We start from the raw sequence: 18,486 nt of genomic DNA on the forward strand, positions 1-18,486 counted from the left end.
CCTTGTCGTGTTGATCAGCGGCGGCGCCGCAAAAGCAGGGCAATGTCATCGCGGGAAAACGCCCCCATGATGACAGTGGCAAGGGCATAGACCAGCATGCCGCCCGAAACCAGCGCCGCCAGCGCACCAAACCGCATGAACCACGTTCCGTGGACATAGGGCATCATATAGATCTGCCCCCGCCATAACACCGCGCCCATCGCCACCGCTGCCAGCACCAGCCGCGGCGCGCGGCGGCGCAGGCGCCGGTCGGCGATGAAGTGCCCGCGCCGCACCAGCCGGTGATAGAGCAGCCAGACATTGACCGACGATGCGATCGCCGTCGCCAGCGGCGGGCCCATGTGTTTGAGCGGCACGATCAGCACCAGATTGCCGACCAGATTGACCGCGATCGAAATCAGCGCAAAGCGCACCGGTGTGCGCGTATCCTGCCGCGCGTAAAAGCCGGGCGTCAGCACCTTGACCAGGATATAGCTAGGCAACCCGATCGAAAACGCGGCGAGCGCCTGTGCGGTATAATGCGTGTTTTCGGCCGTAAACCGGCCATAGCCGAACAGCGCGGCGGCAATCGGCTCGCCACAGACCACCAGCGCGACAGTGGCGGGCAGGGTCAGCAACAAGGCCAGTTCCATCCCCCGGTTCTGCGTGTCGAGCGCCGACAGATCATCCCCGGCGCCGAGTTGGCGCGAAATCGTCGGCAGCAGCACGGTGCCAAGCCCGATGCCGATCAAACCCAGCGGCAACTGGTTCAGCCGGTCGGCCATGTAGATATAGGTCACCGAGCCATGATCGAGCAGCGACGAGGCCAGCAAGGTGGAAATCGTCAGGTTGATCTGCGCGGCCCCGGCCCCCGCCGCCGCGGGCAGGATCAACACCATCAACCGCCGGACATCGGGATTGAGCCGGGGCAGCCGCAACCGCAGGCTGACCCCGCTCATCCGGCACGCCCAGGCCAGCCAGGCCAGTTGCAACGCGCCCGATACCGACACCGCGATCGACTGGTTGCGTGCGGTCGCCAGTGGATCATGGCTGTGAAACAGCACGATCGCGGCGATCATCGTGACATTGAGCAGGATCGGCGCGGCCGCGTTGACCCAGAACTTGTGCATCGAATTGAGGATGCCGCCAAATAGGGACACCAGGCTGATCAGCATCAGATAGGGGATCGTCCAGCGCGAACAGGTGACCGCAAAGGCAAAGTCGGCTTCGCTGACCCCGTGAAACTTGCCCGACAGCAGCAGCGTGACCGGCCAGGCGAACACTTCCAGCGCCACCGTCATCGCCAGCAGCACCGGCAACAGCACCGCCAGCGCCTGTTCGGCAAACATCAACCCGTCGGCCAGGCCGCGCCCCTCGGGATCGCCGACTTTCTGGTTGAACATCGGGATGAAGGCCGAGGCAAACGCGCCTTCGGCAAACAGCGCGCGAAACATGTTGGGCAGGCGGAACGCCACCAGAAACGCATCGGAGGCAAAGCTGGCCCCGACATAGCGCGCAAACAGGCTGTCGCGCACGAGCCCCAGCACGCGGCTGATCAGGGTCAGCCCGCCGATCGTCCCGGTCGCCTTCAGCAGATTCATGAAACCGCCCGGATGGCGGGGTCCGAACCGGGCCGGACCCCTGGCACGATCAGGCCTGACCCATCGGGTTGGCAACCGCGGCTTCGGCCTGCTGCTGCAACTGGGCGAAATAGAGCCCGTTGAAATCGATCGGTTCGAGCATCAGCGGGGGGAAACCGGCGTCGCGCACGGCATCGGCGATGATGCGGCGGGCAAACGGGAACAACAGGCGCGGCGCTTCGGCAAACAGGAACGGGTGGGCCTGATCTTCGGGGATGTTGCGCATCGCGATCAACCCGCAGAACGCCAGTTCGACGATATAGGCAACGCCCAGCGACGTCTTGGAGTTGGCCTTGATCTTCAGTTCGACTTCATGCACGTCGGGCGCGATCGGGCGCGCGGCAATGTTGAAATCGATCGCCATTTCAGGCGCTTCAGCCCATTGCAGGCTGTCGGGCGCATTGGGGTTCTCGACCGAGAGGTCTTTCACATATTGCGAAATGAACCCGATTGCGGGGGTGGTGTCTTCACCGTTGACAGCCTGTCCGCCCGGCTGATCGAGATTGAGAGTGCTGATGATGTTGCCTTCGTCGGCCATGGAACGTGCTTTCGTGCAGATTGGCGTCGGGCAGGGCTGTCTGTGTGAAGCCCCGCCTTCGGCGGTGCGCCTAGCACCTGCCGATTTGAACGGCAACCGATCGGTTCCCTGCCTGGCCTGGCGTTTGCCTGCGCAAACTTTGCCCGCATGGGCTTTTTTGCCACGCAGATGCAACAAAGGTTCATCCATCGGTTGTTCATTTGTAAATCGTATCTATCTCGGGCACTATGAGTCCGGGTACTTTGGCGAACTCCACGATTCCTGCGTGGGTTTGACCTGGGGACCAGGCAGCGATGCGGGATTTGGCGCGTGGTTTATGAAATTGTCATTCTGGCGATGATCGCCCTGTTTTTGGGGCTGCGGCTCTATGCTGTGCTGGGCCGACGCCCGGAAGACAGCGATGAACCGCTGCGGCGACGGCTGGAACAGGCCGACCCTCAGGCCAGCCCGCGTGCCCTGCCCGCAAAGCTGCCGGAAAAGACGCCGATCATTGCCCGCGCCGCAGGCGCCAGCGTGGAACCTGCCGCGTTCGATTCGCTGGCAGAGGCCGGCATTCGCGCAATCATCGCCGCCGATCGCCGGTTTGATGTCACGCTGTTCCTGACCGGAGCCAAGGCCGCCTATGGCATGGTGCTCGATACGTTCTGGCGCGGCGACAAGGATGCGCTGGCGCAATTGTGCGAACGTGCGGTTTATGACGGGTTTGCCGCCGCAATCGATGCGCGCGTCGAGGCGGGCGAAACGATCGACGCCCGGCTGATCCGCATCAACGATGCGCGGATCATCACGGCCGAATTCACCGCGCCGCTGGCCCGCGTTGCCGTGCGCTTTGTCGCCGACATCGCCTCGGTCACGCGCAACGCCGATGGCACCGTGGTTGCCGGATCGCTCGATGATGCGATCGAAAGCCGCGACTTGTGGACGTTTACGCGCGATCTGACTTCACGCGATCCCGACTGGCAACTCGACGAAACCGACCAGGGCTGATTTTTCGCGATGCGCTGGCATGCGACGGCGCTGCTGCTGGGGCTTGCCCTGTTGTCGGCTTGCGGCCGGGTTATCCCGCCCAGTGGTTCCGCGCGGCCGTTGCCCAGGGCAGCCAACGCGGTGCAGGCCGGTTCCTATCGTGCGGGATCTGCCGCGGCGCTCGCCATTGCCCCGGCCAATGCCCGCGCCGCGCTGGCCGCCTTTGCCGGTAGTTGTGCGCGGCTCGGCTTGCGCACCGATACCAGCGGGCTGACCCAGCCGACCGACTGGGTGGCGCCCTGTCAGGCCGCCGCAACGTGGCCGCGCGATGACGCGCGGCGCTATTTCCAGACGTGGTTCGTGCCTGTTGAAGTGGGCACCGGCGCCAGTTTTGTCACCGGCTATTTCGAACCCGAGATTGCCGGAGTGCGCACGCACCAGCCGGGGTTCGACGTACCGATCTATCGCCTGCCGCCCGATCTGGTGCGCGCCCGTCCCGGCGATGCCCCGCCTGGCGCGGATGGCAAGCAACCGTTGGGCCGCTATGACGCCAACGGGCGGTTTGTGGCCTATTGGGATCGTGCCCAGATCGAGGATGGCGCGCTGGCCGGACAAGGGCTGGAGATTGCCTGGGCGGCCGATCCGGCAGAGCTGTTTTTCCTGCAAGTCCAGGGGTCTGGCCGTTTGCGCGCGCCCGATGGCACGATCATGCGGATCGGCTATGCCGGGGAAAACGGCTGGACTTATACCGGCATTGGCAGCGTGATGAATGCGCAAGGGCTGATCGGCGGCGGCCCCGGCCAATATTGGGGATCGATGCAAGGCATCCTGCACTATATCCGCGACCACCCCGCGCAGGGCCGCGCGCTGATGCGCCAAAACCGCAGCTATATCTTTTTCCGCGACACCACCGCGATCGGGGCCGACCCGCTGGCGGGCCCGGTCGGGGCGCTGGGCGTGCCGGTGACAGCGCGCATCACGCTGGCGGTCGATCCCGCCTTTGTCCCGCTGGGCGCGCCGGTGCTGATGACCTCTGACCGCCCCGACGTGGGCGGGCTGTGGGTCGCGCAGGATACCGGCGGCGCCATCAAGGGGGCAAACCGGTTTGACAGCTTCTGGGGCGCGGGCAGCGAGGCGCGACAGATCGCAGGCGGCATGAGCGCGCATGGCCATGCGCTGATCCTGCTGCCCAAACCTGCCGCCGACCGCCTGCCCCGGCGATGAGCCGTCCGCCGCGCGGACTGAGCGCTGACGAAGCGGCGCTCTGGCGCAAAGTCGCCGCGACCGTAACCCCGCTGCATCCACAGGCGCCCACCCCGGTGCCCGCTGCGCCGCCGGTCGCGGTACCCGAACCGCCGGCTCCGCCCAAACGCGTACGCGGCCGGGTTCCGGCGCCGCCCCCGCCGCCGCTGCCGCCGCCGGTCACCCGCCCACTGACCCGCGACGGGCTGGACGGCAGTTGGGACCGCAAGCTCGCCTCGGGCGCGATCGTGCCCGATGCGACCATCGATCTGCACGGGATGAACCTGGACACCGCGCACGCGCGCCTGATCAGCGGCATTGGCCAGGGGCTGGCGATGGGATCGCGCGTGATCCTGCTGATCGCGGGCAAGCCGCGCCCGCATGGCGACCATGACTTGCGCGGCGAACGACGCGGCGCGATCCGCGCAAAATTGCTCGACTGGCTGGCACACAGCCCGCATGCCGGGCGGATCGCGGCGGTGCGTCCGGCCAGCCCGCGCCACGGTGGCGCGGGCGCGGTCTACATCGTACTACGCAAGGCTCGCTAGCGCGATGCGGGCATAGATCCGGCTCAGCACGACCAGATCCGCCATCGCCACGGCCTCGTCCTTCTTGTGCATCGTCGCGTTGGACAGGCCGAATTCGATCACCGGGCACAGCGCGCGCAGAAACCGGGCGTCCGACGTGCCGCCGGTGGTCGACAATTCGGGGGTGATCCCGGTCTCGGCAGCAACCGCATCGGCCACCAGCGTCGAAAACGCGCCCGGCATGGTCAGAAACGCCTCGCCCGAGATCACCGCGCGCACCGCCACGCGGTGGCGTTCGGCCATGGCAGTGACTTTGGCGACCAGATCCTGGCCCGTCTGCAAATCGTTGAAGCGGATCGACAGCCGCGCGCCCGCTTCGGCCGGAATCACATTGGTCGCCGGGTTGCCCACGGCCAGATCGGTGAGTTCAAGGTTCGACGGCTGGAACCAGTCGCTGCCATCGTCGATGTGCCAGGCATCCAATTCGCCCAGCAGCGCGACCAGCCGGGGGATCGGGTTGTCGGCCAGATGCGGGTAGGCCACATGCCCTTGCGCGCCTTGCGCGGTCAGCCACATGTTGACCGACCCGCGCCGTCCAATCTTGGCCATGTCGCCCAGCCGGTGCACCGAAGTCGGCTCTCCCACCAGGCACACGTCGGGCAATTGCCCGGTCTGGCGCAGATGCGCGATGATTTCGACCGTGCCGAACCGGGCCGGGCCTTCTTCATCGCCGGTGATCAGAAAGCTCAAGGTTCCGGCCTCGGCGGGGATCTGCGCAACGGCAGCGACCATCGCCGCAATGGCGCCCTTCATATCGACCGCACCACGTCCGTACAGCAGATCACCGCGCCGTTCGGGGCTGAACGGCGCCGTGGTCCAGCCCTGCCCCGGCGGCACCACGTCGAGATGCCCGGCAAACGCGAAATGGCGGCTGCCGGCAGGCCCCGCACGCACCGCGACCAGATTTTCAACCGGGCCATCGGGCGCCTCCCCGGCGACGAACCGGTGCACTGCAAACCCCAGCGGTTCCAGCATCGCCGCCAGTTCGGCAAACACAGTGCCGGTGGCGGGGGTCACGCTGTCGCAGGCAATCAGGCGTTCCGTCAAACAGACCGGGTCGGTCACGTCAAAACTCATGCAAGGGGGCTTTCATAGCTGTCGATGCGCCAGGTCTCGGCGGCGGCTTCGGCGCGCCAGGCGGCAATCCACGGGTGTTCGTCGATGATCGCGGCATAGCTCTGCGCAAAGCCGGGCAACGCCACGCCATAGCTGATCAGCCGCAGCACGACCGGGGCAAAGGCAATATCGGCGGCGCCAAACGTGCCGAACAGATAGGGCCCGCCTTCGCCAAACCGCGCCCGCGCCTCGGCCCACAGCGTCAGCACGCGGTCGATATCGGCGGTCACCGCCGCATCGATCGCCACGGGTTCACCCTTGCGTCCCAGATTGAACGGCAGCGCTGTGCGCAGCGCGGCAAACCCGCTGTGCATTTCGGCCACGATCGACCGCGCCAGCCCCGCCGCCGCTGTCTCGCGCGGCCAGAACCGGTCGCGCCCGACCCGATCGGCCAGATAGTCCAGAATGGCCAGGCTGTCCCACACCACCGCCTGCCCATCCCACAGAACCGGCACTTTGCCCGCCGAGGGTGCAAGCGCGGGCAGAGTGCGGCGCACGGCATCCCAGTCGGGTCCGAACAACGGCACCACTTCGACCTCGAACGGCAGTCCCGCCTGGCGGCAGGCCAGCCAGGCCCGCAACGACCAGCTTGAATACCTGCGATTGCCGATCACCAGTTTCATCGTCACGACACGCTCCTGTTGTCGCGGGTGATAGAGGCTTTCCCGCTGCTGCGAAGCCAATATTTCAACCAAATATCTGCAAACTCCCTTCATGCGCAAACGCTACATGGTCCTTTGCCTGTCCGATTGACCGACGGGTCCTTCATCCGGCGATCCGACAAACCCTTGATGACAGATGTTCCCGCCACGGCAGACGACGATGTCGAAACAGTGGTCAGCGCCAGGCTGTTGCCGCTGGCGCAGTATCGCAACCTGTCGCGGCAGGTGCCCGTGCTCTATGTCCTGCTGGCAATCAACGCGACCGCCGTCGGCTGGGCCTATGCGCGGATTGCGCCGCCATCGCTGACAATCGGGGTACCGGTGGTCGGCATAATGCTGGCGCTGTGGCGCATCATACACTGGTCGACGCCGCAGACCACACCGGTGGAGATGCTGCAACAGGCGCGCACCAGCATCCGCCGCGCCGAATACTTCTCGGTCAGCGTGGGGCTGACATTCGTGGCCTGGGCCATCACGCTCGATCGCTATGGCGGGCCCTACGAACACGCCCATATCACGCTGTTCGTGGCGATCACGGTGATCGGATGCATATTCTGCCTGACCTATGCGCCGCGTGCCGCGCGTGCGGTCACGCTGTCAGTGCTGGGACTTTATCTGCCCTATTGCGTGCTGCGCGGGCCGTCAGAAGTGGTGGTGATGGCCGTTGACATCGCCATGGTCGGGCTGCTGGTGCTCAAGGTGCAATCGGACAGCTTTGCCGCGTTCGTGCTGCTGGAAAGCTCGCAATTCGAATTGCGCACCGAACGCAGCCAGGCCCAGCGGCTGGGCGCGGAAAACGCGCTGCTGGCGCACACCGACGCGCTGACCGGGCTGCCCAACCGGCGCCATTTCTTCAACCGGCTCGACATATTGCTGGCCAGCGCAGCGCCCGACACCCGCTTTGCCGTCGGGGTGATCGACCTCGACCGGTTCAAGCCGGTCAACGACACGCTCGGGCACAACTTTGGCGATCGGCTGCTGGCGATCCTGGGCGAACGGTTCGGCGCCATGGCCAACGATCGCGTCACCGTGGTCCGGCTGGGCGGCGACGAATTCGGGCTGATCATCACCGATGCGATCGAGCCTGCCGAAGCGATCACCGCGCGGCTGGTCGAGCTTGTCCAGACCCCGTTCGATCTGGGCGAAGCACAAGTGCGCATCGGCTGCTCGTGCGGGCTGGCCGCCTATCCCGAAGCCGGCGACAACGCGCATGACTTGTTCGACCGCGCCGATTTCGCGCTGTACCATGCCAAAAATCAGCAGCGCGGCGGCATTGTGCGCTTTTCCGAAGCGCTCGAACACCTGATCCGGTCGGAACAGTCGCTCGAATCCGCGCTGCAGACCGCCGATCTGGCGCGCGAGCTGACACTGGCCTATCAACCGATCGTGGTGGCCCGCACCCTGCAATTGAGCGGGTTGGAAGCGCTTGCCCGCTGGGAATCGCCGAGCGTGGGCGCGGTGCCTGCCGAAATGCTGATCGCCACCGCCGAACGGCTGGGCATGGCGCGGCAGGTCACGCTGGCACTGTTCGATCGCGCACTGGCCGACCTGGCCCTGATCCCTGATCATCTGCGCCTGTCGTTCAACTTGTCCGCCGCCGATCTGATCGATCCCGAAACGATCAACGCGCTGGTTGCGCGTATTGCCGCGCTGCGCGGCAGCCAGCGCCGGATCATCCTTGAAATCACCGAAACCAGTCTGATCCCCGATTTTCAGGTTGCTCGCGCGGCGCTGGCGCGGCTGCGCAGCGAAGGCGCAGCGATCGCGGTTGACGATTTCGGCACCGGCTATTCCAGTCTGGCCCGGCTCAACGAACTGCCGATCGATCTGGTCAAGATCGATCGCAGCTTTGCCACGCGACTGACCGACCCGGCCGGGCGCCGGCTGATGGCGGCGGTGCGCAATCTGGCCAGCGCGCTCGAAGTCGAATGTGTGTTCGAAGGGATCGAGACCGAAGGCCAGTTGCTCGAAGCCACACTGGCCGGGTTCCACTATGTCCAGGGCTATTATCTGGCGCGGCCCGACCGGCTCGACCGGGCGCTGCGGTTTGCCACCAGCGAGACCGACGACCGCCCCGACGCAGTCGGCGTCGGCTGATCAGATGGGCTGATCAGATGGGCTGATCAGATTTCCGAATCTTCCAGGATCGCCGCGCGCAGGGCGGCAATGCCAAGGCGCTTTTCCGCCGAGGTGATCATCACCCCCGGATAGGCGGCGATGTGCTTGCGCGCGACCACTTCGGTGGCGGCGTGGACCGCGGCCAGTTCGTCGGAACGGATCTTGTCGGCCTTGGTCAGCACGATGCGATAGCCGACGGCGGCTTCATCGAGCATCGTCATCATGTCGAGATCGACCGGCTTTACCCCGTGGCGCGCATCGATCAGCAACAGCGTGCGTTTGAGCACCACGCGCCCGCGCAGGAAATCGCGCACCAGCTTGCGCCAGGCCTCGGTCACTTTGGGTGGGGCCTTGGCAAAGCCATAGCCCGGCATGTCCACCAGCCGCAGCACGGTCGGTTCGCCCACTTCGAACCAGTTGAGTTCCTGCGTGCGCCCCGGCGTGACCGAGGCGCGCGCAATCGACTTGCGCCCGGTCACCGCGTTGAGCAGCGAGCTCTTGCCCACATTGGACCGCCCGGCAAAGGCGATTTCCGGCTCGACCGGATCGGGCAGGAATTTCAGCGCAGGCGCCGATTTCAGGAATTCGACACGGCCCGAAAAGAGCGCGCGGGCGCGCTCTTCGAGTGCCATCAGGCGCAGCCCTTCTGCATCGGGGCCGGTGGGTGATACCATGATCAGGCTTTCTTGTTGTCGCGCTTGACCACCCGGTTGATGTCGGTCTGATCCTTGTCGGCCTGCGCCTTCAATTGCGGATGGCGGGCATAGAGATAGCGCTGCTGTGCAATCGTCAGCAGGTTCGACGTGGTCCAGTACAGCAACAGGCCCGATGCAAACGTCGACATGACGAACATCATCATCCACGGCATAAGCGCCATGACCTGCTGTTGCGAGGGGTCCATCGCCGCCGGTTGCAGTTTGAACTGCAGCCACATCGTCGCACCGAGCAGGATCGCCAGCACGCCGATGCCGAAAAAGCCGGTAGGGGTGAACGGCAACAGGCCAAACAGGTTCAGCACGTGGCTGGGATCGGGCGCCGACAAGTCGTGAATCCACAGCACGAACGGCTGGTGCCGCATTTCGATGGTCAACGTCAGCACTTTGTACAACGCAAAGAACACCGGGATCTGCAGGAACATCGGCAGACACCCGGCCAGCGGATTGACGCCTTCTTCCTTGTACAGCGCCATGACTTCCTGCTGCGCGCGCTGCTTGTCATCCTTGTAGCGTTCCTGGATTGCCTTCATCTTGGGCTGGATCGCGCGCATTGCCGCCATCGAGGCGAACTGGCGCTGCGCCACCGGAAACATCAGCCCGCGCACGATCAGCGTCAGCAGGATGATCGCCACGCCGAAATTCTTGACCGCGTGGAACAGTCCGTCGAGCAGCCAGAAGATCGGCTTTTCAAACCAGCGGAACCAGCCCCAGTCGATCGCCAGCGAGAAATTGGCGATGCCCTGCTTTTCATAGGCTTCGAGCACGCTGTTCTGCTTGGCCCCGGCAAAGATGCGCGAGCGCAGGGTGATCGTCTGATGCGGCGCGATCGTCACCGGCTGATAGACCAGATCGGCACGGAACAGCCCGCCGCCCAGCGCGCGAAAGCTGCCCGCCGGATGCGCACCCGCATCGGGGACCAATGCCGACAGCCAATAGATGTCGGTAAACCCGATCCAGTTGGCCTGGCCCGCCGGGGTCACTTCGCCCGCGGTGGCGACATCCTTGTACTTGTTGGCAAAGCTGACTGCGCCGTCAAAGGCGCCGATCGGGCCCGAATGGATCTGCCACGAATCGAGGCTGGCGGTGCGGTCGGTGCGGTTGATCAGCGCAAACGGCTGCACCGTCACCGGGCTGGCCCCGGCGTTGGTCACGCTCTGTTGGACCGTCAGCATGTAATTGGCGTCGATGGCGTATTTGATTGCGAAAGTCTGCCCGGTGGCATTGGCCCAGGTCAGCGTGACCGGGGTGGCCGGCGTCAGCCGACGGCCATCGGCCTGCCACAGCGTGTTGGCCGCAGGCGTCGCGATACCGTTGGTGCCGACCCAGCCGGTTTGCGCAAAATGCTGCGCCGGGGTCCCGGCAGGCGAAAACAGGCGCACCGGCGCGCTGTTGGGCTCGGCCGTTTCGCGATAGTTGTTGAGCGTCAGATCATCGACCAGTGCGCCGTTCAGATTGATCGAACCCTTCACGCCGGGCGCATCGATCGCCACGCGGGTCGGCGCGGCCAATGCGGACTTCAGCCCCTGCGTTTCGGCCAGCAGATCGGTCGGGTCCTGCAGCCCGCCTTCACGGGTCGGCTTGGCCGGCATCGCATCGGCGCCCACCGGCGCGGTATGGACCGTATGGATCACCCCGCCGGGGCCGGTGACCGGGGCACTGGCGGCGATCACCGGCTTTTGCCCGAGGTGGGGGTAGAAATAGCGAAGACCCAGATCCCAGCCGATCAGGATGATCCCCATCAGGACCACCGCCCAGATCATGTTGCGCTGATTTTCCACTCTGCCTCACATTGTTTGGTCGGTACGGGGTTTGATCGGTTTGGGAACTGGTCGGGGGCCACCTGGCCACCCCACCCGATGCCGTCAGGGAACGGGATCGAACCCGCTGCCACCCCACGGGTGGCAGCGCAATAGCCGCTTCAACGTCAACCAGCCACCCCTAAACGCACCGTGGCGTTCCAGCGCCTCGATGGCATAGGCCGAACAGCTTGGGGCAAAGCGGCAGGTCGGCGCCATGACCGCCGAAGGGCCGATCTGCCAGGCCCGCACCAGCAGGATCAGCACCCGCCGGATCATCGTTTGCCGCCCGGCCGTGGCTTGCGCGGCGGATCGCCCTTGCCGGCAGCGACCCGTGCCAGCGCGGCCTCAAGCTCGGCGCGCAACAGCGCAAAATCGCGTTCGACCCCGCCTTCGCGACCGATCAGCACATGATCGGCGCCGCCAATCCCCTGCGTCGGCAGGATGTCGCGCAACAGCGCGCGAAACCGGCGCTTCATACGGTTGCGGCAGACCGCGTTGCCGATCTTGCGGGTGACCGTCACGCCAAAGCGCACCTGATCAACCGCCTGCACACCGGGGCGCACCAAAAGCACAAATCCGGGCCTTGCGACCCGGACTGCATGGTTGGCCGCGACGAAATCCGCGCGTTTGCGGATGACGCCAAGGCGCATCGGGCTGCGCAGCGCGGGGGATTCATCCCCCAGCACCGGCTGGATCAGGCCGACAGCTTCTTGCGGCCGCGCGCGCGGCGGGCGCGCAGGATGTTGCGGCCACCGACAGTCGCCGTGCGGGCGCGAAAGCCGTGACGACGGGCGCGGACAAGACGGCTGGGCTGAAAGGTGCGCTTCATGGTTCTGCTCTTTTAGGTTCGAATGAAAGGCGCGGATCGGCATCGGCACGCAGGCGAATCTGCGCAAAGCTACCCCCCGTGCTCGGGAATCAGGCGGTGGCGGATACGCAAAGCATGGGGTTTCGTCAAGTTGCGAAGATCCGGGCAAACTTGCGGTGAACCGGGCACCATTCGCTTGCCCCAAACAGCCCGGTCAAAAAAGCCCGACCCAAAAAAAAGCCCGACCGTTGCCGGCCGGGCCTTGAAAGTTTGGGAGAGGATGCCTGAAAGGCAGGATCTATATGCAGTGCACCCGGAATTTGTGCAAGTGCGAAATGATACGGATAACTTGCATTTTTTGCATGCGTCGCAATTTTTGCTGCGTCTCGTCCGGCAATCGCTTGCCATTACCCGATTCGGCGGCTCACGATGGTTTCACGAAGCGCAAGACAAAGCGGTCGGTGTGCCCGCGCACGCTTGCGTCGAACACCGGCACGGTGTGCGGATCATCATCGCGGTGCAGCACGGCGCTTTCTTCTTCGAGCACGAAGCCCGCACGCGCGAAATCGGCCTTGACCCGCGCGGGATCGATACGGTGGAATTTCTCGACCGTTTCGCGCGGATCTGCGCCCAGCGCGGCATGATCGACCACGATCACGCGCCCGCCGGGACGCAGCGCGGCAAACCAGTTGCGCACCACCGCATCCACATCGCGGGTCGGGTAATGGTATTTGGCCGATGTCCAATAAAGATCATGGTATTCGAGGTGTGCGAAAATCGCATCCAGGCTGTTCGGCGCCAGCGCCTGCGCATCGCCCGGTACGAACAACGGGCGCACATTGGCGTGATGCGCCAGCACTGGCGCCCAGGCGTCGGCATGGTAATTGGCGGCAATGCCGATGGCATAGACCACGCCCTTGGGCCCGACCGCATCGGCCAGCAACTCGCTGTAATACCCCGCGCCCGCACCCCAATCGGCCACCACGTCGCCGCGCCGCAGTTTCGCAAAGGCGAGCACCGCCGCGGGCTTGCGCCCCTCATCGAGCGCGCGGTTGTCGGCCTCGCGCGTGGAATCGGCCACGGCCGCCGCGATCTGCGCGGGCGAGACGGCGGGGTGATCGTCGCCGCTGCCTTTGGCGGCAGCCATGGCCGGGGTCAGCGCAATCAGCGCGACGGCCATCAGCGATCGGGTCAGGTGTAGGGATGACATGGCGGGGGGCCTCCTCTGCTGTGTGCGGCGTGATGGTGTCACGACCGCGCCCAGCATCGGCAGGCTACCCCGCCTGCGTCAATTGCGATTCGGTGAACGACGTCAGTGCGCGAGAAGTAGCGGCAGCACCGACCGGTCGAGCAGCGCGCGCGACACCCCGCCCAGCAGCAATTCGCGCAGGCGGCTCTTGCCGAACAGCCCCATCACGATCAGCCCGGCCTCGATCTCGCGGGCAAAGGCCTCGATTGTCGCCGAAATCGATCCCGTGGGTTCTGCCTCGTGGCATTCGGCATGGATGCCATGGCGCGACAGATAGCTGGCCGCATCGGCGGCGGGATAATCGTCGCCCTTTTCGCGCACCGTCAACAGATGCACCGCGCTTGCCAGCCGCAGTAGCGGGATCGACGCGCGCAAGGCCGCCGCGCTTTCATGCCCGCCGTCCCAGGCCACCACCACCGGCTTGTCGAATGCCAGCAACGGCGCGCCCTTGGGTACCGCCAGCACCGGCGCGCGCACGCCAAGGCCGATTTCTTCGAGCGTCGGATCTTCCAGGCTGGTCACCACAATGTCGGTGAAACGCGCCGCGCTGGCCACGCCCTCGATCCGCCCTTCATCGACCACCACCACATCGAAAGCCACGTCCTGCGGCGCCAGCCGGGCATCGAGGTCGGTGGCCAGCCGTTCGTCCGACGCGCGCACCTGGTTGATCGCCTCGGCCGACAGCGCGGCGCCGCCAAACGGTTCCCACAAGGCCAGTTCGGCAAACGGCGTGGCGATCTGGAACGTGACATGGCCGCCGATCACCCGCGCCAGCGCCAGCGCGGTTTCAACGCGATCATCAAGCGTCGGGGAATTATCGACGGGGCACAAAATGGAGCGCATGGGGATCCTCCTTCGTTGTCGGTCACGGACTTGCGCCGGATGAATCGAGTCGGCCATGATCCAGGTCAATTCCGCGACTATTGACCCCTTGCCCGATTTAAGCGAGCCATTAAGAAGAAAATGGACCTGACAAGTCGTTGAAACAAGGGAAGGCAAGATGGCCACAGCACAGCGGTTTCAGGCCGTCGTCTTCGATTTCGGCGGGGTGATCACCAGTTCGCCGTTCGAGGCGTTCAACCGGCTGGAGGCGGAACGCGGCCTGCCGCACGATTTCATCCGCCGCGTCAACGCCACCGATCCCGACAGCAATGCCTGGGCGCGGTTCGAACGCGCCGAAATCGATGCCGCCCAATTCGACGCGCTGTTCGCTGCCGAGGCACAGGCGCTCGGCCATCCGCTCGACGGCGCATCCGTGCTGGCGGTGCTGGCAGGGGCCGTGCGCCCGGCCATGGTCACCGCGCTCGATCGCCTGGCCGAGGCGGGCTATCGCCTGGCCTGCATCACCAACAATGTGCCCACCGGCCACGGTGCGGGCATGGCGCGCAGCGGCGACCGCGCCGATGCGCTGGAGGCAGTGTTCGCGCGGTTCGAACATGTCATCGAAAGCTCGAAAGCGGGCGTGCGCAAGCCCGATCCACGCATCTATACGATGATGTGCGATCATCTGGGCGTGCCGCCGCAGGCCTGCGTCTATCTCGACGATCTCGGCATCAACTGCAAACCCGCCAGCCAGCTTGGCATGCATGCCATCAAGGTGACCAGTGGTGAACAGGCGCTGGCCGACTTGTCGGCGGTGCTGGCCATCCCGTTGATTTAGGGATCGATCTGCAAGAGCGACGCGCGGCGGAACAGTTCGAGCACCAGCGGGTCGCGTTCGGTTTCGCGGATCGCGGCTTCGAACTGCAACTGACGGCGCGGGCGCGGTGCCACTTCGACCAGCGCGCCGCTGGCCAGATCGGCGCGCACCATCGTTTCGGGCATCACCGCCGCGCCGCACCCGGCCAGCACGATATCGATCAGCGTGCGCACGTTGTCGCACGTCGCCACCGCACGCGCGGATATCCCGGTCTGCGCCAGGCATTCATGCGTTACCGCGTTGAGCGGCGAACTGGCGGGCAGCGCCCAGATCGGGATCGGGTCCCGGCTCGGCGCGATCGTCGCCGCCGTGGCCGCGCTGGCGGCAAACACCAGTGCCACCGCGCCGATCGGCGCGGTGCGGATGCCCGGATTGGCCACCGGCCCGGCCAGAAACACCAGATCGCTGCGCCCCGCCATCAATTGCTGCACCATGCGCGTGGTCAGATCGAGTTCCACCTCCAGCGTGACGCCGGGCAGATCGCGTTCGACATCGCGCACAAACCCCGGCAGGCACCCCGCGGCGGCGATCTCGCCCGCGCCCACCCGCACCACGCCGGCCACCCCGGCAAAGCCGCTGGCCCTGGTCAGCGCGCGTTCGAACCCCGCGCACAGCGGTTCAACTTCGCGCACCAAATCGCGTCCACGCGCGGTCAGCACCATCACCCGCCCCTCGCGGCGGAACAGTGCGACGCCAAGCTGATCCTCGATCTCGCGCACCCGCGCCGAAATCGCCGGCTGGGTGGTGTTCAACCGCTCCGCCGCAGCGCGAAACGTGCCGAGCCGGGCAATCCACAGCAGGGTGTCGAAGTGATAGATGGCCAATCGAGACATGCCCAAGTCTTATCGGATTTCATAAAAAAGTATCGCTGTTTTCGATTGATGGACGCGCATAGGATGGCGCCAACTCGATGGGAGAGATTCATGGCCAACAAGCTCTATCCCGACGCCGCAGCCGCGCTTGACGGCGTGTTGCGCGACGGATTGCTGATTGCGTGCGGGGGCTTTGGCCTGTGCGGCGTGCCCGAACGGCTGCTCGACGCGGTGCGCGATGCGGGCGTGAAGGATCTGACCTTTGCCTCGAACAACGCTGGGATCGACAACGAAGGCATCGGCAAGCTGTTGCGCACGCGGCAGGTCAAGAAGATGATTTCGTCCTATGTCGGCGAAAACAAGGAATTCGAACGGCAATATCTGTCGGGCGAGCTTGAGGTCGAATTCTGCCCGCAGGGCACCCTGGCCGAACGCATGCGCGCAGGCGGCGCGGGCATCCCCGGTTTCTATACCAAGACCGGCGTCGGCACGCTGGTGGCCGAGGGCAAGGAAGTAAAGAATTTCGACGGGCAGGACTACATCCTCGAACGCGGCATCTTTGCCGACCTGGCGCTGGTCAAGGCGTGGAAGGCGGATGAAACCGGCAACGTGGTGTTCCGCAAGACCGCGCGCAATTTCAACGTGCCGGCCGCGCAATGCGGCAAGATCTGTGTGGTCGAAGTCGAAGAGATCGTGCCCACAGGCAGTCTCGACCCCGACGCCATCCATCTGCCCGGTGTCTATGTGCAGCGCCTGATCGTCGGCGCGCCCTATGACAAGAAGATCGAATTCCGCACCACCCGCGCACGGGAGAACGCATGATGCCCTGGACCCGCGACGAAATGGCCGCCCGCGCCGCGCGCGAATTGCAGGACGGGTTCTATGTGAACCTGGGCATCGGCATCCCGACACTGGTGGCCAACCACATCCCCGCCGGGATGACGGTGACGCTGCAATCGGAAAACGGCATGCTGGGCATCGGCCCGTTCCCTTATGACGAAGACGTTGATCCCGACCTGATCAACGCCGGCAAGCAGACCATCAGCGAACTGCCGCAATCGGCCTATTTCGACAGCGCCGCCAGCTTTGCGATGATCCGTGGCGGGCATATCGACCTGACCGTGCTGGGCGCGATGGAAGTGTCGGAAACGGGCGACATCGCCAACTGGATGGTGCCCGGCAAGATGATCAAGGGCATGGGCGGCGCGATGGATCTGGTCGCGGGCGTCAAAAAGATCATCGTGGTGATGGAACACAACGCCAAGGACGGCAGCCCCAAGTTCATCCCCGCCTGCACCCTGCCACTGACCGGGGTGGGTGTGGTCGACATGATCGTCACCGACCTTGCGGTGTTTGCGCGCCCGGATCATGCCAGCCCGTTCCATCTGGTTGAACTGGCCCCCGGCGTCACCGCGCAAGACGTGGCCGCCAGGACCACCGCGCATTACGTGGCGTGATGGTTACGCTGGTCACCGCCAACCGCAACTATTCAAGCTGGTCGCTGCGTCCGTGGGTGCTGATGCGTGCGCTGGGAATGGCCTTCGAAGACCGCATCGAGCCCTTTGCAAAGCCGGTGAACTGGCAGGAATTCCGCGCCTTTTCGCCCAGTGGACAAGTGCCCGTGCTGATCGACGGCGATGTCACGGTGTGGGATTCGCTGGGTATCACACTGTACCTGGCCGATCGCCACGACGGGATCTGGCCGACCGACCCCACTGCCCGTGCCTTTGCGCAATGCGTGGTGGCCGAAATGCACGGCGGGTTTTCCGCGCTGCGCAACCGCTGCACGATGAATGTGGGCGTGCGCGCCGCGCTGGCCGAAATCCCTGCCGATCTGGCGCGCGATGTGGCCCGCATCACCGAGATCTTTGCCGAAGGGCTTGATCGGTTCGGCGGGCCCTGGCTGGCCGGTGCCGATTTCACCGCCGCCGACGCCTTCTATGCCCCGGTCGCGTTCCGCATCCGCACGTATGGGCTGAATGTCGGTGCCAAAGGCGCGCAATGGGTCGAAACCGTGCTGGCCCACCCGGCGATGGTCGAATGGGAACGCGCCGCGCTGACCGAAACCTGGCGCGAGGCCGAGCACGAGGCCGATCTGGCGCGGTGCGGCCGCGTCACCGCCGACTATCGCGCGCAATGATCACGGCGCGTCGTTGACATATTGCGAGGCGACCAGCCAGCCCTTGAACGGGCGGAGCGAACCGAGGCAACCAAGGGCCAGGATGGGCGCCGACACCAGCGCGTGAACCCACCAGGGCGGCGAAAACGTGACCTCAAGCCAGACCGCGACGAACACCAGCGGAAACGCGGTGATGCACAGCGCAAAGAACGCCGGGCCATCGTCGGCATGCGCAAAGCCATAGTCGAGCCCGCAGGCGGGACAGCGATCGACCAGTTTGAGCCAGCCCCGGAACATCGACGCCTGGCTGCATCTGGGACAAGTGCCGCGCCAGCCCGACCGCACGATGAACCTGAGCTTTTCATTGCCGAGCAAGCCCATGCTGCATCTCCCGCGCGTTGATTTGGGGGGACCGTAGGCCATTGCACCATGGCCC

21 protein-coding genes are annotated in these 18,486 nt (G+C 65.3%); 8 read left to right on the top strand and 13 right to left on the bottom strand.

Features of this window, described 5'->3' with window-relative positions; translation table 11 throughout:
* Positions 1–14 precede the first annotated feature (14 nt).
* On the bottom strand, positions 15–1,580 hold the full coding sequence (gene murJ / locus AQZ49_RS12165; RefSeq protein WP_067615919.1) for a murein biosynthesis integral membrane protein MurJ: 1,566 nt from the start codon (positions 1,578–1,580) through the stop codon (positions 15–17).
* Positions 1,581–1,629: 49 nt separating this feature from the next.
* The gene (secB, locus tag AQZ49_RS12170) at positions 1,630–2,157 is read right to left on the bottom strand and encodes a protein-export chaperone SecB (protein ID WP_067615920.1); all 528 of its coding nucleotides are present in this window, start codon (positions 2,155–2,157) and stop codon (positions 1,630–1,632) included.
* 309 nt (positions 2,158–2,466) lie between these two features.
* Between secB and AQZ49_RS12175 the strand changes: the two genes are divergently transcribed.
* The 3 genes from AQZ49_RS12175 to AQZ49_RS12185 are packed head-to-tail and all read left to right on the top strand — an operon-like array spanning position 2,467 to position 4,913.
* Positions 2,467–3,144, top strand: a complete 678-nt coding sequence (locus tag AQZ49_RS12175; protein ID WP_067615921.1) for a Tim44/TimA family putative adaptor protein — start codon at positions 2,467–2,469, stop codon at positions 3,142–3,144.
* Between the two features lie 9 nt (positions 3,145–3,153).
* The gene (locus AQZ49_RS12180) at positions 3,154–4,347 is read left to right on the top strand and encodes a murein transglycosylase A (RefSeq protein WP_067615923.1); all 1,194 of its coding nucleotides are present in this window, start codon (positions 3,154–3,156) and stop codon (positions 4,345–4,347) included.
* Positions 4,344–4,913 (top strand): Smr/MutS family protein, encoded by a 570-nt coding sequence (locus AQZ49_RS12185; RefSeq protein ID WP_067615926.1) that lies wholly within the window; start codon positions 4,344–4,346, stop codon positions 4,911–4,913. The genes AQZ49_RS12180 and AQZ49_RS12185 overlap by 4 nt, the downstream gene beginning before the upstream one ends.
* Here the strand turns inward: AQZ49_RS12185 and dapE are convergent.
* Positions 4,896–6,029 (bottom strand): succinyl-diaminopimelate desuccinylase, encoded by a 1,134-nt coding sequence (gene dapE / locus AQZ49_RS12190; RefSeq protein WP_067615927.1) that lies wholly within the window; start codon positions 6,027–6,029, stop codon positions 4,896–4,898. The two genes, AQZ49_RS12185 and dapE, sit on opposite strands and share 18 nt — an antisense overlap.
* Positions 6,026–6,691 (bottom strand): glutathione S-transferase family protein, encoded by a 666-nt coding sequence (locus AQZ49_RS12195; protein WP_067615928.1) that lies wholly within the window; start codon positions 6,689–6,691, stop codon positions 6,026–6,028. Before AQZ49_RS12195 ends, dapE begins: the two co-directional genes overlap by 4 nt.
* 168 nt (positions 6,692–6,859) lie before the next feature.
* Here AQZ49_RS12195 and AQZ49_RS12200 point away from each other — a divergent pair, with 168 nt between their 5' ends.
* The gene (locus tag AQZ49_RS12200; protein ID WP_067616122.1) at positions 6,860–8,827 is read left to right on the top strand and encodes a putative bifunctional diguanylate cyclase/phosphodiesterase; all 1,968 of its coding nucleotides are present in this window, start codon (positions 6,860–6,862) and stop codon (positions 8,825–8,827) included.
* 26 nt (positions 8,828–8,853) lie between these two features.
* Here the strand turns inward: AQZ49_RS12200 and yihA are convergent, their stop codons facing one another.
* From yihA to AQZ49_RS12230, 7 genes are all read right to left on the bottom strand, one after another.
* Entirely contained in the window at positions 8,854–9,522 is a 669-nt protein-coding gene (gene yihA, locus AQZ49_RS12205; protein WP_067615930.1) for a ribosome biogenesis GTP-binding protein YihA/YsxC, read from the bottom strand.
* Between the two features lie 2 nt (positions 9,523–9,524).
* Positions 9,525–11,342 carry a membrane protein insertase YidC gene (gene yidC / locus AQZ49_RS12210; RefSeq protein ID WP_067615932.1) on the bottom strand — a complete coding sequence of 606 codons (1,818 nt, stop codon included), beginning with the start codon at positions 11,340–11,342 and terminating at the stop codon, positions 9,525–9,527.
* Between the two features lie 84 nt (positions 11,343–11,426).
* Positions 11,427–11,639 (bottom strand): membrane protein insertion efficiency factor YidD, encoded by a 213-nt coding sequence (gene yidD, locus AQZ49_RS12215; RefSeq protein ID WP_067615934.1) that lies wholly within the window; start codon positions 11,637–11,639, stop codon positions 11,427–11,429.
* Positions 11,636–12,013, bottom strand: a complete 378-nt coding sequence (gene rnpA / locus AQZ49_RS12220) for a ribonuclease P protein component (protein WP_082701750.1) — start codon at positions 12,011–12,013, stop codon at positions 11,636–11,638. Before rnpA ends, yidD begins: the two co-directional genes overlap by 4 nt.
* Positions 12,014–12,057: 44 nt before the next feature.
* On the bottom strand, positions 12,058–12,192 hold the full coding sequence (rpmH, locus tag AQZ49_RS21855; protein ID WP_028641598.1) for a 50S ribosomal protein L34: 135 nt from the start codon (positions 12,190–12,192) through the stop codon (positions 12,058–12,060).
* Between the two features lie 403 nt (positions 12,193–12,595).
* Positions 12,596–13,381, bottom strand: a complete 786-nt coding sequence (locus AQZ49_RS12225; RefSeq protein ID WP_231739208.1) for a class I SAM-dependent methyltransferase — start codon at positions 13,379–13,381, stop codon at positions 12,596–12,598.
* A 102-nt stretch (positions 13,382–13,483) separates the two neighbouring features.
* A complete protein-coding gene (locus AQZ49_RS12230) occupies positions 13,484–14,263 on the bottom strand; it encodes a universal stress protein (protein ID WP_067615937.1) in 780 nt (259 codons plus the stop codon).
* A gap of 157 nt (positions 14,264–14,420) precedes the next feature.
* Between AQZ49_RS12230 and AQZ49_RS12235 the strand changes: the two genes are divergently transcribed.
* Positions 14,421–15,080 carry an HAD-IA family hydrolase gene (locus tag AQZ49_RS12235; RefSeq protein WP_067615939.1) on the top strand — a complete coding sequence of 220 codons (660 nt, stop codon included), beginning with the start codon at positions 14,421–14,423 and terminating at the stop codon, positions 15,078–15,080.
* Here the strand turns inward: AQZ49_RS12235 and AQZ49_RS12240 are convergent.
* The gene (locus tag AQZ49_RS12240; RefSeq protein WP_067615942.1) at positions 15,077–15,952 is read right to left on the bottom strand and encodes a LysR family transcriptional regulator; all 876 of its coding nucleotides are present in this window, start codon (positions 15,950–15,952) and stop codon (positions 15,077–15,079) included. The two genes, AQZ49_RS12235 and AQZ49_RS12240, sit on opposite strands and share 4 nt — an antisense overlap.
* Before the next feature lie 90 nt (positions 15,953–16,042).
* On the opposite strand from AQZ49_RS12240, the gene AQZ49_RS12245 reads away from it, so the two are divergent.
* The 3 genes from AQZ49_RS12245 to AQZ49_RS12255 are packed head-to-tail and all read left to right on the top strand — an operon-like array spanning position 16,043 to position 18,071.
* Positions 16,043–16,753 carry a CoA transferase subunit A gene (locus AQZ49_RS12245; protein ID WP_067615944.1) on the top strand — a complete coding sequence of 237 codons (711 nt, stop codon included), beginning with the start codon at positions 16,043–16,045 and terminating at the stop codon, positions 16,751–16,753.
* On the top strand, positions 16,753–17,388 hold the full coding sequence (locus AQZ49_RS12250) for a 3-oxoacid CoA-transferase subunit B (protein ID WP_067616128.1): 636 nt from the start codon (positions 16,753–16,755) through the stop codon (positions 17,386–17,388). Before AQZ49_RS12245 ends, AQZ49_RS12250 begins: the two co-directional genes overlap by 1 nt.
* Positions 17,388–18,071, top strand: a complete 684-nt coding sequence (locus AQZ49_RS12255) for a glutathione S-transferase family protein (protein ID WP_067615946.1) — start codon at positions 17,388–17,390, stop codon at positions 18,069–18,071. Before AQZ49_RS12250 ends, AQZ49_RS12255 begins: the two co-directional genes overlap by 1 nt.
* On the opposite strand, the gene AQZ49_RS12260 is transcribed toward AQZ49_RS12255, so the two are convergent.
* Complete coding sequence (locus AQZ49_RS12260) at positions 18,072–18,431, bottom strand: DUF983 domain-containing protein (protein WP_082701736.1); 360 nt, start codon at positions 18,429–18,431, stop codon at positions 18,072–18,074.
* Positions 18,432–18,486 lie beyond the last annotated feature (55 nt).

The sequence above is a fragment of the Novosphingobium sp. FSW06-99 genome, assembly GCF_001519065.1.
Classification (GTDB): domain Bacteria; phylum Pseudomonadota; class Alphaproteobacteria; order Sphingomonadales; family Sphingomonadaceae; genus Novosphingobium.

Coding starts and splice junctions, on each gene's coding strand:
- yihA (WP_067615930.1), bottom strand. CDS start 9,522: ATGGTATCACCCACCGGCCCCGATGCAGAAGGGCTGCGCCTGATGGCA.
- yidD (WP_067615934.1), bottom strand. CDS start 11,639: ATGATCCGGCGGGTGCTGATCCTGCTGGTGCGGGCCTGGCAGATCGGC.
- AQZ49_RS12180 (WP_067615923.1), top strand. CDS start 3,154: ATGCGCTGGCATGCGACGGCGCTGCTGCTGGGGCTTGCCCTGTTGTCG.
- AQZ49_RS12235 (WP_067615939.1), top strand. CDS start 14,421: ATGGCCACAGCACAGCGGTTTCAGGCCGTCGTCTTCGATTTCGGCGGG.
- AQZ49_RS12230 (WP_067615937.1), bottom strand. CDS start 14,263: ATGCGCTCCATTTTGTGCCCCGTCGATAATTCCCCGACGCTTGATGAT.
- rnpA (WP_082701750.1), bottom strand. CDS start 12,013: ATGCGCCTTGGCGTCATCCGCAAACGCGCGGATTTCGTCGCGGCCAAC.
- AQZ49_RS12185 (WP_067615926.1), top strand. CDS start 4,344: ATGAGCCGTCCGCCGCGCGGACTGAGCGCTGACGAAGCGGCGCTCTGG.
- AQZ49_RS12240 (WP_067615942.1), bottom strand. CDS start 15,952: ATGTCTCGATTGGCCATCTATCACTTCGACACCCTGCTGTGGATTGCC.
- AQZ49_RS12260 (WP_082701736.1), bottom strand. CDS start 18,431: ATGGGCTTGCTCGGCAATGAAAAGCTCAGGTTCATCGTGCGGTCGGGC.
- secB (WP_067615920.1), bottom strand. CDS start 2,157: ATGGCCGACGAAGGCAACATCATCAGCACTCTCAATCTCGATCAGCCG.
- dapE (WP_067615927.1), bottom strand. CDS start 6,029: ATGAGTTTTGACGTGACCGACCCGGTCTGTTTGACGGAACGCCTGATT.
- AQZ49_RS12200 (WP_067616122.1), top strand. CDS start 6,860: ATGACAGATGTTCCCGCCACGGCAGACGACGATGTCGAAACAGTGGTC.
- AQZ49_RS12225 (WP_231739208.1), bottom strand. CDS start 13,381: ATGTCATCCCTACACCTGACCCGATCGCTGATGGCCGTCGCGCTGATT.
- rpmH (WP_028641598.1), bottom strand. CDS start 12,192: ATGAAGCGCACCTTTCAGCCCAGCCGTCTTGTCCGCGCCCGTCGTCAC.
- AQZ49_RS12245 (WP_067615944.1), top strand. CDS start 16,043: ATGGCCAACAAGCTCTATCCCGACGCCGCAGCCGCGCTTGACGGCGTG.
- AQZ49_RS12195 (WP_067615928.1), bottom strand. CDS start 6,691: ATGAAACTGGTGATCGGCAATCGCAGGTATTCAAGCTGGTCGTTGCGG.
- AQZ49_RS12250 (WP_067616128.1), top strand. CDS start 16,753: ATGCCCTGGACCCGCGACGAAATGGCCGCCCGCGCCGCGCGCGAATTG.
- AQZ49_RS12255 (WP_067615946.1), top strand. CDS start 17,388: ATGGTTACGCTGGTCACCGCCAACCGCAACTATTCAAGCTGGTCGCTG.
- murJ (WP_067615919.1), bottom strand. CDS start 1,580: ATGAATCTGCTGAAGGCGACCGGGACGATCGGCGGGCTGACCCTGATC.